At 50.9% G+C, this 14,125-nt stretch carries 14 protein-coding genes; 9 read left to right on the top strand and 5 right to left on the bottom strand.

What is annotated here, in order from left to right; genetic code table 11:
• Positions 1-46 precede the first annotated feature (46 nt).
• A complete protein-coding gene (argS, locus tag Q4579_RS05845; RefSeq protein WP_303562421.1) occupies positions 47-1,777 on the bottom strand; it encodes an arginine--tRNA ligase in 1,731 nt (576 codons plus the stop codon).
• Positions 1,778-2,169: 392 nt separating this feature from the next.
• Between argS and Q4579_RS05840 the strand changes: the two genes are divergently transcribed.
• Positions 2,170-2,751: a VOC family protein gene (locus tag Q4579_RS05840; protein WP_303562420.1), complete on the top strand. Its 582-nt coding sequence runs from the start codon at positions 2,170-2,172 to the stop codon at positions 2,749-2,751.
• Positions 2,752-2,800: 49 nt separating this feature from the next.
• On the opposite strand, the gene purU is transcribed toward Q4579_RS05840, so the two are convergent.
• Positions 2,801-3,634: a formyltetrahydrofolate deformylase gene (gene purU / locus Q4579_RS05835; RefSeq protein ID WP_303562418.1), complete on the bottom strand. Its 834-nt coding sequence runs from the start codon at positions 3,632-3,634 to the stop codon at positions 2,801-2,803.
• 385 nt (positions 3,635-4,019) lie between these two features.
• Here purU and Q4579_RS05830 point away from each other — a divergent pair, with 385 nt between their 5' ends.
• The 7 genes from Q4579_RS05830 to rnd all read left to right on the top strand — a co-directional run bounded on the left by Q4579_RS05830 (position 4,020) and on the right by rnd (position 11,787).
• The gene (locus Q4579_RS05830; RefSeq protein ID WP_303562417.1) at positions 4,020-5,972 is read left to right on the top strand and encodes an ATP-dependent DNA helicase; all 1,953 of its coding nucleotides are present in this window, start codon (positions 4,020-4,022) and stop codon (positions 5,970-5,972) included.
• Positions 5,973-6,677 (top strand): tRNA (adenosine(37)-N6)-threonylcarbamoyltransferase complex dimerization subunit type 1 TsaB, encoded by a 705-nt coding sequence (gene tsaB, locus Q4579_RS05825; RefSeq protein ID WP_303562415.1) that lies wholly within the window; start codon positions 5,973-5,975, stop codon positions 6,675-6,677.
• 23 nt (positions 6,678-6,700) lie between these two features.
• Positions 6,701-6,997: a chromosome segregation ATPase gene (locus Q4579_RS05820; RefSeq protein ID WP_303562414.1), complete on the top strand. Its 297-nt coding sequence runs from the start codon at positions 6,701-6,703 to the stop codon at positions 6,995-6,997.
• A 43-nt stretch (positions 6,998-7,040) separates the two neighbouring features.
• The gene (locus tag Q4579_RS05815) at positions 7,041-7,595 is read left to right on the top strand and encodes a Slp family lipoprotein (RefSeq protein WP_303562413.1); all 555 of its coding nucleotides are present in this window, start codon (positions 7,041-7,043) and stop codon (positions 7,593-7,595) included.
• A 63-nt stretch (positions 7,596-7,658) separates the two neighbouring features.
• Positions 7,659-8,570 (top strand): alpha/beta fold hydrolase, encoded by a 912-nt coding sequence (locus tag Q4579_RS05810; protein ID WP_303562411.1) that lies wholly within the window; start codon positions 7,659-7,661, stop codon positions 8,568-8,570.
• 120 nt (positions 8,571-8,690) lie between these two features.
• Positions 8,691-10,388, top strand: coding sequence for a long-chain-fatty-acid--CoA ligase FadD (gene fadD / locus Q4579_RS05805; RefSeq protein WP_303562550.1), 1,698 nt, complete (start codon positions 8,691-8,693; stop codon positions 10,386-10,388).
• A gap of 277 nt (positions 10,389-10,665) precedes the next feature.
• Positions 10,666-11,787 carry a ribonuclease D gene (gene rnd, locus Q4579_RS05800; RefSeq protein WP_303562409.1) on the top strand — a complete coding sequence of 374 codons (1,122 nt, stop codon included), beginning with the start codon at positions 10,666-10,668 and terminating at the stop codon, positions 11,785-11,787.
• Between the two features lie 52 nt (positions 11,788-11,839).
• Here the strand turns inward: rnd and minE are convergent, their stop codons facing one another.
• The 3 genes from minE to minC are packed head-to-tail and all read right to left on the bottom strand — an operon-like array spanning position 11,840 to position 13,605.
• Positions 11,840-12,100 (bottom strand): cell division topological specificity factor MinE, encoded by a 261-nt coding sequence (gene minE, locus Q4579_RS05795; RefSeq protein ID WP_211647589.1) that lies wholly within the window; start codon positions 12,098-12,100, stop codon positions 11,840-11,842.
• Positions 12,101-12,106: 6 nt separating this feature from the next.
• Positions 12,107-12,919 (bottom strand): septum site-determining protein MinD, encoded by an 813-nt coding sequence (gene minD / locus Q4579_RS05790; RefSeq protein WP_303562407.1) that lies wholly within the window; start codon positions 12,917-12,919, stop codon positions 12,107-12,109.
• Between the two features lie 20 nt (positions 12,920-12,939).
• Positions 12,940-13,605 (bottom strand): septum site-determining protein MinC, encoded by a 666-nt coding sequence (minC, locus tag Q4579_RS05785; protein ID WP_303562405.1) that lies wholly within the window; start codon positions 13,603-13,605, stop codon positions 12,940-12,942.
• Between the two features lie 228 nt (positions 13,606-13,833).
• Here minC and Q4579_RS05780 point away from each other — a divergent pair, with 228 nt between their 5' ends.
• On the top strand, positions 13,834-14,115 hold the full coding sequence (locus Q4579_RS05780) for a YcgL domain-containing protein (protein WP_303562404.1): 282 nt from the start codon (positions 13,834-13,836) through the stop codon (positions 14,113-14,115).
• Positions 14,116-14,125 lie beyond the last annotated feature (10 nt).

The raw sequence follows: 14,125 nt of genomic DNA, 5'->3' as shown, positions 1-14,125 counted from the left end.
TTAAGTTTAGCGTTGCGCGATGAGAGAACTGTGATGTTCAGTCAGATTACATACGTTCTAACGTTTCGATACCCAGCAGATCCAAACCCTGACGGATTGTTTTTGCGGTCAGCAGCGCCAGTTTCAGGCGGCTTTGTTTGACTGGCTCATCTGCATTCAGAATCGGGCAGGCTTCGTAGAAGCTGGAGAAGTTTCCGGCCAGTTCAAACAGATAGCTGCACATCACATGCGGATGACCTTCACGGGCCACGGTCTCGACTGCTTCTTCAAACTGAAGCAGTTTCGACAGCAGCACTTGCTCTTTTTCGTCATTGATGACGACAGGATGAGTCAGCTCGCTTTCATTCAGAACCGCACGTTTGAATACAGACATCACACGGGTGTATGCATACTGCATGTAAGGGGCTGTGTTGCCTTCAAAAGCCAGCATATTGTCCCAGTCAAAAACGTAGTCTGTAGTCCGGTGCTTCGACAGATCGGCGTATTTCACTGCTGCCATGGCAACAGTGGAAGCGATCTTCGCTTTCTCTTCTGCATCCAGTTCCGGGTTCTTGCTTTCGATCAGCGCCGTCGCACGGGATTCAGCTTCGTCCAGCAGATCGGTCAGGCGAACAGTCCCTCCGGCGCGGGTCTTGAACGGACGGCCGTCTTTGCCCAGCATCATGCCGAAAGCGTGATGTTCCAGAGACATGGTTTCAGGGATGTAGCCTGCTTTACGAACGATGGTCCAGGCCTGCATCAGGTGCTGGTGCTGGCGGGAATCAATGAAGTACAGCACCCGGTCGGCATTGAACTGCTCATGACGGTATTTCGCACAGGCAATGTCTGTGGTGGTGTACAGGAAACCGCCGTCGCGCTTCTGGATGATCACACCCATCGGCTCGCCGTCTTTGTTTTTGTATTCATCCAGAAAGACAACCTGTGCGCCATCATCTTCAACGGCCAGACCTTTGGCTTTCAGGTCTGCCACAATGCCAGGCAGCATCGGGTTGTACATGGATTCACCCATGACATCGTCACGCGACAGTGACACATTCATGCGGTCATAGTTGTGCTGATTCTGCTCCATGGTGATGTCGACCAGCTTCTTCCACATGTCCGCGCAGTACTGGTCGCCGCTTTGCAGTTTCACGACATAGTTTCGTGCACGCTCCGCGAAGGCTTCATCTTCGTCGTAAAGTTTTTTCGATTCACGGTAGAAAGCTTCCAGGTCAGCCAGTTCCATGGAAATTTCGCCGGATGCCTGCTGAACACGTTCCAGATTGGCAATCAGCATGCCGAACTGAGTTCCCCAGTCACCAATGTGATTGGCGCGGATGACGTGATGACCCAAAAACGCCAGGGTCCGGACCACGGCATCACCGATGATGGTTGAGCGCAGGTGACCCACATGCATCTCTTTCGCAACGTTCGGGGCAGAGTAGTCGACCACAATGTTTTGTTTTGGCTGGGTTGCAACCCCCAGACGACTGTCCGCCAGTGCTTCTTCGGCACGCTCAGCCAGCCATGCTTTATTCAGGAAAATATTGATAAAGCCCGGACCGGCAATCTCGACTTTTTCAGCCATGTCGCCCAGATCCAGCACATCAATGACTTTTTGTGCAAACTCGCGCGGGTTGGTTCCCAGCTTTTTCGCAACGCCCATCACACCATTGGCCTGATAGTCACCAAACTGAACTTTGGCGGACTGGCGAACGGCTGCAGGGCTGCCTGCAGGTGCGCCCGCTGCTTCCAGCGCCTGAGATACTTTGTCGTTAATGAGTGCTTGAATGTTCACACGTCTTTCCTTTAAATCGGGTCTGTCGCCTGCCGCACAGGCAAAACTCTTGGGTATTCAAAGTTGTATTCGTTACAGCCCAGTGCGATTACCGATGCTTAGCGTGGTCAGCAATGGCATCAGAAGGGAGCATTGACCGCTCTGATGACATTAAAAAAGGTGATTCGGATTACACTGACGAGAGCTTGATGGCTGCCTGAAAACGGCTGTATGAATACAAAAATCAGTTAGCCGTAATAATACCCATAAATACAGGGTATTTGGCAAGGTGAAAAGGCGAACATCGCCGATTTTTTTCCGGCTGAATGTCCGCAGCCTGCTTTCCCGGCAAGGCTTTTGCTGAAAAGGAATCTGTGGATAATGGGCGCCCTGAATGAGCGAGGAGAATTCATATGCAGGATTTAAGGCAGGCAAACCTTCATCCGGAACAAATGCTGGCCCAGTTGCCTGAGTTTATGGCGAAAATTTCAGCGCTGGCGGAACAGTTGGGGCTCGATTTATCTGCTTGTCAGGCCGATCACCTGGCACTGCGGGTGAATGATGCTACCCTGGCCGCACAATTGCATCAGGCCTGGCTTGAGTATGGTAAGGAATGGTCAACCAATGAAATCAATGGCCGTCCGATAGTCGTGATTGGATTCCATCAGCCCCTGCAAGCCGGTGACTGGCAGATTGAAGCGCTTGAGCTGCCATATCCGGGTGATAAGCAATACCCGCAGCAAGGGTGGGAGCATGTGGAATTCGTCGTGCCTTGTCAGGCTGCAACAACGGATGCGTTAAAAACCGAGCTGGAAAATGTTTTTCCTGCGCTGGACTGGCAGGCGGTGGAACAGGCTGGCATTCAGGTGAAAGCAAGCACACCCTCCGGTGAGAAAGAGCGGCTGGCAAATCCAACCTTTGCATTCAAAAAAGGGGGCGTTTGTATCAAACTGCATCCCTGCTCACTGAGAGCTGTGATAGAAAGCGAAGGCTGAACTAAAAACGGGGAAGCTGGCTTCCCCGGAGGCTTCGTTTTTCCGGGCTTTACAGCACGACGGTACGGTTGCCGTAAACAAAAACTTTGTCGTCCAGTACCAGACTCAACGCTTTGCTCAAGACAGATTTCTCAACATCCCGGCCTGAACGGGCCATATCTTCAGCGCTGTAATTGTGATCCACTGGAATGACGTTCTGGGTGATGATCGGCCCTTCGTCCAAATCATTGGTGACAAAGTGAGCGGTGGCCCCGATGATTTTGACGCCGCGCTCGTAAGCTTGCAGGTAAGGCTTAGCCCCGATAAACGCCGGAAGGAAACTGTGGTGAATATTGATGATCCGGTGCGGATATTGGGCCACGAAATCCGGGGTCAGAATGCGCATATATTTCGCAAGTACCACGTAATCTGGCGTGTACTGAGCAATGCAGTCCAGAAGTTTGGCTTCGTGTTCTTCTCGGCTCAGGCCTTCATGGTCGACGTGATGGAATGGAATCCCGAATTTTTCAACCAGATTTGCCAGCTTGTCGTAATTACCCACCACGGCAGCAATGTCCACATCCAGCGTCCCGTCATAGGCTTTGACCAGAATATCACCCAGACAGTGGGCTTCTTTGGTCACCATGATGACGATTTTCTTTCGCTCTGAGCTGACCAGTCGACGGTGGCTGCCTTCCGGCAGTGCGCGGTCTAAATCGAACAGGAAAGTGTCATCATTGAATACGCCTTCCAGTTCGGTGCGCATAAAAAACTGGCGGTGGCCGTGATCGACAAATTCTTTATTGTGGACGATATTGAGCTGATGTTTGTAGCAGATGTTGGTGATTTTAGAAATCAGTCCCATTGCATCCGGGCAGTCGGTCAGCAGGGTTTTCTTTTCCATGGTGTCCTTCGTTGCGTGCATATTTTGTGAGTTATACCAATCAAAGTAAGTAAATGATCAGAAGTAGCGCCGGAAAAATGTTTGAGAACAAGGCGGATTTTTTAGATAAGTAGTGATTCTAAAATCAAAAAATCTAACGCAGTTATCGAACATTTTAGCAAGCTAGGATGACCAGTTATCTACTGCGATTGGTATTATATTGAGTGTCAGGCCATCCCCGTCGGGCATGGATGACAGAACCTCATTGTTTACATGGGATTGATCCCGGCGTCAAAACTTTTGTGATCTCTCTCAATAATTTTTTGGCTGCCTCGTGACTGGCTGTCACTCTGCTTTCTTGGCATAATCGGCCGATACTGGATAAATAACCAATAGACTGACCCGAATGATTGCGAAATTTTTTCAACCCGGCGGTGCGCTGGAAAAAGCCATTCCCGGATTTCAGGCACGCCAGCCCCAGATTGACATGGCAGAAGCGGTTGAGAGCGCAATCAAGCATCAGCATCAGTTGGTGGTCGAGGCGGGCACCGGGACGGGAAAAACCTTTGCTTATCTGGTGCCTGCATTGATGAAAGGCCATAAAACAATCATCAGTACCGGTTCTAAAAACCTTCAGGAGCAGTTGTTCAACCGTGATTTACCTCTCATGACCGGCGCGCTGGGATTTACCGGCAAAGTGGCATTACTGAAAGGGCGGTCGAACTATCTGTGTCTGGATCGCTTGAGCCGTCAGATCACCGAGAGCCACGGTGGGTTTGTCGATCAGGCCCAGCTCAGCCAGCTGGTCACTATCCGAAGCTGGTCTTCTGCAACCAAAACGGGCGATGTCAGCGAATGTGATGCCATTCCGGAAGACAGCCCGGTGATCCCCATGATCACCTCAACGAATGACAATTGTCTGGGGCGCGAGTGTCCGTCTTATGAAGATTGTTTTGTTGTCAAAGCCCGTCGCAAAGCCATGGACGCGGATGTCGTGGTGGTCAATCATCACTTGTTCATGGCCGATCTCGCCATCAAAGAAACCGGGTTCGGTGAGCTGATCCCGGAAGCCGATGTCTTTATTTTTGATGAAGCCCACCAGATCCCGGATATTGCCAGCCAGTACTTCGGGCAAAGCCTGTCCAGCCGTCAGCTTCAGGAGCTGGCTAAAGACATTACCATTGGCTATCGCACTGAAGCGCGCGATATGCGTCAGCTGGAGAAGATGGCCGACCGGCTCAGTATGGCTGCCTCGGACATGCGCATGGTTCTGGGCGAACCCGGCTATCGCGGCAACTGGCGCGATGCCGTCAGCAGCCCGGCGATTCAGCGGGAACTCACCCGGTTGAATGACGCGCTGGAACTGGCGCATGATGTGCTGAAACTGGCTCTGGGGCGGAGCGAATTGCTTGATGCGGCATTCGAGCGGACAACGTTACTCAAAGCCCGTCTCAAACGACTGTGTGACACATCGATCACCGGCTATTCCTATTGGTATGAATGCACGCCAAGACACTTTAGTCTGCATATTACGCCGCTGTCGGTCGCAGAAAAGTTTCATGAGCAGATTGAACAGCAGAAAGGCGCATGGATTTTTACCTCGGCCACGCTGGCTGTGGACGAGGACTTTGGCCACTTCAGCCATCGTCTGGGTTTACAGCCTGCGGCACAGATGTCGCTGCCCAGTCCGTTTGATTACGAGCAGCAGGCGTTGCTGTGTGTTCCACGATTCTTGCCGGAGCCAAACAGTCATGGCATGGCCGCGAAACTGGTGAGCATGATGGCCCCGGTGATTGAAGCGAATCAGGGACGGTGTTTTTTCCTGTGTACGTCGCATCAGATGGTCCGGGAACTGGCCGAAGGATTTCGAGAGTGCCTGTCGCTGCCGGTGCTGGTTCAGGGCGAAACCAGCAAACAAAAATTGCTGGCAGAATATCTGGAATTGGGAAATGCGCTGCTTATTGCAACAGGTGCGTTCTGGGAAGGCATCGATGTTAGAGGGCAGGCGCTCAGCTGTGTTATTATCGACAAACTTCCTTTTACCGCGCCGGATGATCCATTGCTGAAGGCCCGGATTGAGGATTGCCGCCTGCGTGGCGGGGATCCTTTCTCGCAAGTTCAGATTCCGGATGCGGTGATCACCCTGAAGCAGGGGGTCGGCCGTTTGATCCGGGACCAGCAGGATAAAGGCGTGCTGGTGATTTGCGATAACCGTTTGGTCACGCGCCCTTATGGCGCTGTATTTTTACGAAGCTTGCCGCCGATCCCCCGGACCCGGGATGTGAACGGCGTCGGGCAGTTTCTGTCTGGCCTGCATCAGGCGCAGGACATTGCAGACAGCCAGCATTCAGAGGCTTGAATGAGCAGTAAGATTTTAGCTGTAGATACCGCGACCGAGAATTGCTCCGTCGCGCTTATATCAGGAAGCGAAGTGATCGCACGTTGTGCGTTTGCCCCGCGTGAGCACACCACCAAAATTTTGCCTATGGTTGATGAAGTTCTGGCAGAAGCCGGATATCGTCTGGGCGAACTGGACGCACTGGCTTTTGGCCGGGGACCGGGCAGTTTTACCGGGGTTCGCATTGGTATTGGAATCGCTCAGGGACTGGCTTTCGGTGCAGATCTGCCCATGATTGGGGTGTCTACACTGGCGGCCATGGCTCAGGGGACTTACCGCCATCATCAGGCTGAACATGTTCTGGCGGCTATTGATGCCCGAATGGGCGAAATCTACTGGGGTCAGTATCAGCGTCAGGTCAATGGCGACTGGAAGGTTCTGGGCGATGAAGCCGTGTTCCCGCCTGAATTGGCCGCAGACCGCTTGATTGCTGTGCCTGAAGCCCGCTGGTTGACCGCAGGGACCGGCTGGAAAAGTTATGAGGAACAACTCGCTGTGCTGGCGGTCGAAAAGCAAGTCAGTACAGTCCTTTATCCTGAAGCGCAGGATATGGCCTGGCTGGCTCAGTTTGCTTTGCAGCGTGGCGAAACGGTCGATGCTGAGCATGCCAGCCCGGTTTATCTGCGTGATGAAGTCACGTGGAAAAAATTGCCTGGTAGAGAATAAACGAATCAGGACATGACGCCTATATGGTCACCATACCGCGTTTACCGACAACCACTCAGGCGCCGCAGCGAACCCGGCGGACGAACCGAAAGCAGAAATCTGAAATTTCTGCTTCGTCTGCACCTCAGCCGACTGTGGTGGCTCAAGTTGTTGCGGAAACGATTAAAGATCCGGCGCTGATAGAAAATGCGCGCAGTCAGGTGCAATACGATAGCCCGCAGGGCAAAAACAAGCAGGCATTGTCAGCCTATATGGACGTATTGCATCAGGCCAAACGGGAAGAATACGCCCGGCTGCTTGGTATCGACTTGTTCGTTTAAGTGTTGCAGAGCTGTTCTTGAACGCTTCTTTGAAAAGGATCTTATGGTGAAAAAGTCAATTATTGGCGTGACCCTACTGGTACTGAGCGGCTGTAGCCAACTGCCGGAAAGTTTGCAAACCGCTGCCGAGCAGCCCATCACTGATCTGACGATGGTGATTGAAAATCCACAAGGTGTGCAGGGTAAAGATGTCAGACTTGGTGGCGTGATTGCATCCGTCGTGAATGAAGCCGATCGTACCCGGCTAGAGATCGCAAGTTTGCCCACCGATCAATCCGGACGACCGGATATCCAGGCAAAGCCGCAGGGTCGCTTCATCGCTTATCTGGACGGTTTTGCCGATCCGATTGAATATGCTGCCGGTAAACTGGTGGCCGTTGCCGGTCAGCTTCGCGGCAGCGAAATTGGTCAGATTGGTCATTTCGATTACACCTATCCGGTTGTTTTTGCACAAGGCCAGCAGGTTTGGCAGGTGAAAGAACGGATTCGTCTGGATGACATCGACGCCTATTACCGCTGTCTCGGGATACGTTGCCAGTACATTCACTACGGTTTCCGGCCGGGTGATGCGACAGTCCACTATCAATTGACGCCGTAGCCCACTCCCTTTGTGACTGCTGAAACAGAAAACAGTAAAGGGCAGACCGAAAGAGATCTCTCCATGATGCATGAATGCAGATTGCGCCTGGCCGAATCTGAGCTGGCTGCACTGACTTCTTTCCAGCCTTGCCGGGAGGCCTTGCTGGCGGGAAGGCTGAAAGCGTTAGATTCGGAAAACCGGCCGATTTTGCTCTGCCTGCATGGCTGGCATGATAACGCTGCCAGTTTTACACCTTTGTTTGAACCACTGAGTCAGGTATTTCATCTGGTTGCGATAGACTGGCCCGGACATGGGCTGTCGGCGCATCGCGATCCGGATAATTATTATTACTTCATGGATTACGTCGACACGCTGGCTCAGGTGATGCAGGCCATTTCCGGAGAGCCCGTGATGCTCATGGGGCATTCATTAGGTGCGCTGGTGGCTGCAGCTTATGCCGGTGCTTATCCGGAAGCTGTGGCCGGCCTGATCCTCATCGAAGGACTGGTTCCGCTGTATGAAAATGCAGCTTTGGCTGCGGATCGGTTGCGCAGCGGGATCGACAGCCGGATGAAACGAAGGCAACGACAGAAGCCCGCGCTTAAGATGGACTCATTTCAGGCCGCATTGTCAGTACGTTGTCGTGTCAACGGACTGACTTCGGAACAATTGTTGCCCTTGGTGCAGCGCGCGATTTATCAGGATGGTGAAGGTTGGTCCTGGCGTCATGATGACAAGTTACGCTGTGACTCATTAATCCGGCTGACTGAAGCGCAGTCGAAAGCACTGGTCGCCAGCATCGAATGCCCGGTGCTTTCCATTGTTGGCGACAGGGGATTTGCTTACTTGAGAGCGCCGGAGTCAGGCTTGTCCTGGTTTGCCTGCGCAGATCAGATTGTCGTGCCGGGCGGGCATCATTGCCATCTGGAAAGTCCCCAAAAGGTTTGTGATCAGATTTTGCTGCTGACTTCAAAGTTCAAACAGCTGGTCTAATCAGCTGTGTTAATTCAATGTTAATTGTGCTGTAATGCTTACTTAGAACAAGTGTTTGAATATTCCGCTACAGCAATTTTATGGCGTTTGAAGCCCAAAAAAATAAAAGGAGAGTGCATGGTGGATAAGGTTTGGCTTAACCGCTATCCGGAAGATGTACCGGCTGAAATCAACCCAGATAGTTACTCATCTCTGGTTGACCTTTTCGAACAGTCCATTCAGAAATATTCTGATCAGACCGCATTTATCAATATGGGTCAGGTGATGACTTTCAGGAAACTGGAGGAACGAAGCCGGGCTTTTGCTGCTTATCTGCAAAATGATCTGAAGCTGAAGAAGGGTGATCGGGTGGCAGTCATGATGCCAAACCTGCTTCAATACCCAATTGCACTGTTCGGTATTCTCCGCGCAGGTTGTGTGGTCGTGAACGTCAACCCGCTCTACACGCCACGGGAACTGGAGCATCAGTTGAATGACTCTGGCGCGAAAACCATCGTGATCGTGTCTAACTTTGCACATACACTGGAAAAAATTGTTGGAAACACGGCAGTTCAGCATGTGATTCTGACCAGCCTGGGCGATCAGCTGTCCCGTCCAAAAGGCACGCTGGTGAATTTTGTGGTGAAGTACATCAAAAAGATGGTGCCGAAATACCACCTGCCGCACGCCACGTCACTGAACCATGCGCTGAAAAAAGGTCGTCGCATGCAGTATGTGAAACCTTTGATTGAGGCTGAAGATACCGCATTTTTGCAGTACACCGGAGGAACGACGGGTGTTGCGAAGGGTGCGATTTTGACCCACAGAAACATGATTGCGAACGTACTGCAGGCGAAAGCTGCTTATGGTCCGATCTTGTTTGAAGGCCGTGAATTTGTGGTCACTGCTTTGCCGCTGTATCACGTTTTCGCACTGACTGTGAACTGCCTGCTGTTTATCGAAATGGGCGGACAGAATTTGCTGATCACCAATCCGCGTGATATTCCGACCTTTGTCAAAGAGCTGAAGCGTTATCCGTTTACGGCGCTGACCGGCGTAAATACGCTGTTTAATGCGCTGCTGAACAATGAAGATTTTCACGAACTGGACTTCAGCAAACTGCGTTTGTCAGTGGGTGGCGGAATGGCGGTTCAGCGCTCTGTGGCGGAAAAATGGCTGGCGACAACCAAGAACTATTTGCTGGAAGGCTATGGCCTGACTGAATGTTCGCCCCTGGTTGCGGCGTATCCGCATGACCTGACGGCTTACAATGGCTCAATCGGTTTACCGGTTTCTTCAACCGAGATTCGGATTGTCGATGATGAGGGCCAGGTCCTGGCGATGGACCAGACCGGTGAACTACAGGTGCGCGGACCTCAGGTGATGAAAGGATACTGGCAACGTCCTGAAGCGACCCGGGATGTGCTGACCGAAGACGGCTGGCTGTCGACTGGTGATGTGGTGCGTTTTGATGAAGACGGTTTCCTGCATATTGTCGATCGGAAAAAAGACATGATTCTGGTCTCTGGCTTCAACGTCTACCCGAATGAAATTGAAGACGTCGTCGCGCTGCACGGTAAGGTGCTGGAAGTGGCGGCAATTGGTCAGCCCCATGAAGCCTCGGGTGAAGTGGTCAAAATCTGTGTGGTCAAACGTGATCCAAGCCTGACGAAAGATGAACTGCTGGCCCATTGCCGACAATACCTCACCGGTTATAAAGTACCGCGATTGGTTGAATTCCGTGATGAGTTGCCGAAAACCAACGTCGGTAAGATCTTGCGTCGTGCTTTGCGTGAAGAGTCGGATCAGCAGGCTCAGAAAGAGACCGCACAAGCATAATCTCGTAAAATACGATACACTGAAGCAAGTTTGTGCCGGCAGATTCGCCGGCACTTTAATTTTCATGCCACGTAATACCAATCGCAGTCAATCACTGGTCATCCTAGCTTGTTAAAATGTTCGATATCTGCGTTAGATTTTTTGATTGTAGAATAACTACTTATCTAAACAAATCTGCTTTGTTCTCAAACATTTTTCCTGCGCTATTTTTGATCACTGACTTACTTTAATTGGTATAAATTGAACAGGCTGATTTGGTCTGATGTAAAGGTGCGTTTTGAACTTTGAAATCATAACAACAAATGACAGACTCGCAGAAGTATGTCAGCTGGCCAGTCAGTACCCGGCAGTGATGCTGGATACCGAATTTGTCCGGACAAGAACCTTATTTGCTCAGCTTGGTCTGATTCAGCTGTATGACGGGGAGCGGTTATCTTTAATCGATCCGTTGGCACTCTCAGACATGTCTCCGCTTTGGGATTTGCTTCAAAACCCGGACGTGATCAAGGTGCTTCACGCGTGCGGTGAAGATCTGGAAGTCTTTCAGTCCGCGGCGGGCTGTATGCCAACGCCCATGGTTGACACACAGATCATGGCGGCTTTCCTGGGGCATGGTCTCTCAACCGGCTTTGGCGCACTGGTTCACGAATACTTAGGCATTGAGCTTGAGAAAGGTGAGGCGAGAACCAATTGGCTGGCGCGTCCGTTAACGGCAAAGCAGCTGGATTATGCGGCGGCGGATGTGTTTTATCTGCTCCCGCTGTATGACAAATTACTGGCTGGTGTGGAAGCGAACGGTTGGATGGATGCGTTGCAGCAGGAATGTCATACTTTGCTGGTGAAGCGTAGTCGGGTGATTGATGATACACAGGTGTATCTGGACATCAAAAATGCCTGGCAGCTTTCCCCGAAGCAACTGGCGATTTTACAAAAGCTCGCGGCATGGCGTTTGAAGGAAGCCAGAAAACGCGATTTGGCCCTGAACTTTGTTTTCAAAGAGCTCAACCTTTGGAAAGTGGCAAGGTTTGAAATGACCTCGAAAGCTGCGATGGCGCAGGAAGGCTTTGACGAGCGTGAAATTCAGCGTCATGGCAACCGTTTGATTGCACTTGTCCGGGAAGTTGAGCAGATGAGTGAGCTGGATTATCCCGCACGTCTGACCCGGCTGGTTGACTATCCTGGCTATAAACAAATGGTGAAGCGCATTAAGGATGAAGTGAATGCTGTGTCGGCACAAACCGGTCTGGCGCCTGAATTCCTGGCTTCCAAAAAGCAAATACACCAGTTTCTGAGCTGGGCCTGGAAAAAAGGCTGCCCTGAAGATGCATTGCCTGAAATGCTGTCTACCTGGCGGCACGCACTCTTTGCGCACCGCATTTTACCTTTGATTCAACAATAAAATGCACCTCAGCATTCAAAAAAAATCCCCGGCCAGATGTGCCGGGGATTTTTTATTTCTCATCAGGTAAGGTCACATTCAATTCCAGAACCGACAAATCTTCTTCTTTCTGGTCAAGATGTACCGTGACGTGTTCAGGGGACACGTCTACATACCTTCGGATGACATCCAGGATATCCTGCTTGAGTTGCGGCAGGTAACTTGGGTCTCCCATAGAGCCTGAGCGACGTTCAGCAACAATGATCTGCAGCCTTTCTTTCGCCACACTCGCGGTCGACTGTTTTTTGGGGCGGAAGAACTCTAGCAAAGCCATATGTCATTAGCCTCCAAATATTCGTTTCAGGAAGCCTTTCTTCTCTTCCTCAATGAATCTGAACGGGCGTTCTTCACCCAGCAAACGTGCGACCGTATCCTCATAGGCTTGGCCTGCATCTGATTCTGAATCAAATATCACGGGCTCACCTTTGTTCGACGCATTCAGAACAGACTGGCTTTCCGGAATGACACCCAGCAGAGGAATGTGCAGAATCTCTTCAACATCGGCCACACTCAGCATGTCACCCAGAGTTACGCGAGATGGGTTATACCGGGTCAGCAGCAAATGTTGCTTCACCGAAGATTCGCTGTTCTCTGCTCGGCGCGATTTGGAATCCAGGATGCCCAGGATGCGGTCTGAGTCACGAACGGAAGCAACTTCCGGGTTGGTGGTGACAATGGCTTCATCTGCAAAATACAGGGCCATCAGTGCGCCTGTCTCAATCCCAGCCGGCGAGTCACAGATGATGAAATCGAAACCCATTTCATCCATTTCATTCAGAACTTTTTCAACGCCTTCTTTGCTCAGTGCGTCTTTATCCCGGGTTTGGGAAGCAGGAAGCACGAACAGGTTTTCTACGCGTTTATCTTTAATCAGTGCCTGATTCAGTTTGGCTTCACCGTTAATGACATTGACGAAATCAAAGACAACCCGGCGTTCACAGCCCATGATCAGATCCAGGTTTCGCAAGCCAATATCAAAGTCGATGACGGCGGTCTTCTTGCCTTTTAGTGCGAGGCCAGACGCAATGGCCGCACTGGAAGTCGTTTTTCCAACGCCACCTTTACCTGAGGTCACCACGATAATTCGTGCCATCTGTTTATTCCTTTTCAAAGTTATACAGCCAGATGCTCTATATTTAAATTGTTGTCTGTCAGTGAGATAACGACACTCTTTCCCCAAAAGGTGTCCTGAATTTTATCGCTCAACCAGTAATTTCCGGCGATGGATATCAATTCCGACTGTAAATTATGGCAGAAAATCTGAGCATGGTTTTCTCCGCTCGCGCCAGCAATCGCTCTGCCTCGCAGGCATCCATAAATATGAATGCATCCATCTGCAATGATTTCAGCACCGGCACTGACATGATTCAATACGACGAGATCGCAATTTTTAGCATAAATCTGCTGTCCTGAGCGAACGGGTGCACGAACGACTTTTGTCGGTTGCATGACAGGGCTGGTCGCCTTGGCCTGCTTTGCCGCGTTCATGATGGCAAAGCCAGCTGATTTTGCCTGTGATTGCAGGTGCGACGGCTTACAACCACTGATCCCAACCGGGATCATGCCCGCATCCTGAATCCCTTGACGAAGCTGTTCAAAATCCAGCTCCTCATGACTTGACTGACTCACATCAATCACCAGCGGAGCATGGGCAAAGAATGCGGGTGCCTGCTCGACTTTGTCTTTCAGGAAGGTGATTGCCTGATCCAAACCGCCGTCTGCCAAATGTAATGATGAGAGCGTATAGCTGCTCCCTTTCAGTTCTGCCGTTTTTGTCATGGCTTAATTCTTCTGCGCGGAGAATTTCGCGCTCAGGTACGTTATCACATAGGTTATAGCATGTTATATTCCCCGGCAGGTCTCAGCAAGTTCTCCATGTCAGAGTTCTGCATAAAGATTAAATGATGAGCATGAGAGGGCAGAGAAAAGCCCCCAAGGCCTCTGCAAAGGAATGTTTTCCTTTTCTCGTGGTCAGATAGTGGTGAAAGGTAACCTGCAGGTTGGTTTATGTTGTGTTCAATTTATAAAAGCCCAAAAAAAGAAAATACCTACTTATATATCAAGACAAAAGATGATTTCTCCGAGGTTCCGGAAGCCTTACTGAGCACATTTGGCAAGCCTCAGTTCGTGATGGTCCTGAAACTGGTTGAAGGGAGAAAACTGGCGCTGGCGGACATCAATAAGGTCAGAGAATCACTGACATCGCAGGGTTATTATCTGCAATTACCGCCACCAGTGACTAATCTTTTGGATGAATATAAAGCAAATAAATCACGGAATAATACCTGATGGTGAAAGG

The sequence above is a fragment of the Photobacterium sp. 1_MG-2023 genome, assembly GCF_030547945.1.
Taxonomy (GTDB): domain Bacteria; phylum Pseudomonadota; class Gammaproteobacteria; order Enterobacterales; family Vibrionaceae; genus Photobacterium.
The sequence above is the reverse complement of the archived record's forward strand: the minus strand, read 5'-3'. Positions and strand labels throughout refer to the sequence as shown.

Bases quoted from the DNA above. Each gene is read 5' to 3' on its own strand.
- Q4579_RS05840 (WP_303562420.1), top strand. From the start codon at position 2,170: ATGCAGGATTTAAGGCAGGCAAACCTTCATCCGGAACAAATGCTGGCC.
- purU (WP_303562418.1), bottom strand. From the start codon at position 3,634: ATGGAAAAGAAAACCCTGCTGACCGACTGCCCGGATGCAATGGGACTG.
- Q4579_RS05830 (WP_303562417.1), top strand. From the start codon at position 4,020: ATGATTGCGAAATTTTTTCAACCCGGCGGTGCGCTGGAAAAAGCCATT.
- tsaB (WP_303562415.1), top strand. From the start codon at position 5,973: ATGAGCAGTAAGATTTTAGCTGTAGATACCGCGACCGAGAATTGCTCC.
- Q4579_RS05820 (WP_303562414.1), top strand. From the start codon at position 6,701: ATGGTCACCATACCGCGTTTACCGACAACCACTCAGGCGCCGCAGCGA.
- Q4579_RS05815 (WP_303562413.1), top strand. From the start codon at position 7,041: ATGGTGAAAAAGTCAATTATTGGCGTGACCCTACTGGTACTGAGCGGC.
- Q4579_RS05810 (WP_303562411.1), top strand. From the start codon at position 7,659: ATGATGCATGAATGCAGATTGCGCCTGGCCGAATCTGAGCTGGCTGCA.
- minE (WP_211647589.1), bottom strand. From the start codon at position 12,100: ATGGCTTTGCTAGAGTTCTTCCGCCCCAAAAAACAGTCGACCGCGAGT.
- minD (WP_303562407.1), bottom strand. From the start codon at position 12,919: ATGGCACGAATTATCGTGGTGACCTCAGGTAAAGGTGGCGTTGGAAAA.
- minC (WP_303562405.1), bottom strand. From the start codon at position 13,605: ATGACAAAAACGGCAGAACTGAAAGGGAGCAGCTATACGCTCTCATCA.
- Q4579_RS05780 (WP_303562404.1), top strand. From the start codon at position 13,834: ATGTTGTGTTCAATTTATAAAAGCCCAAAAAAAGAAAATACCTACTTA.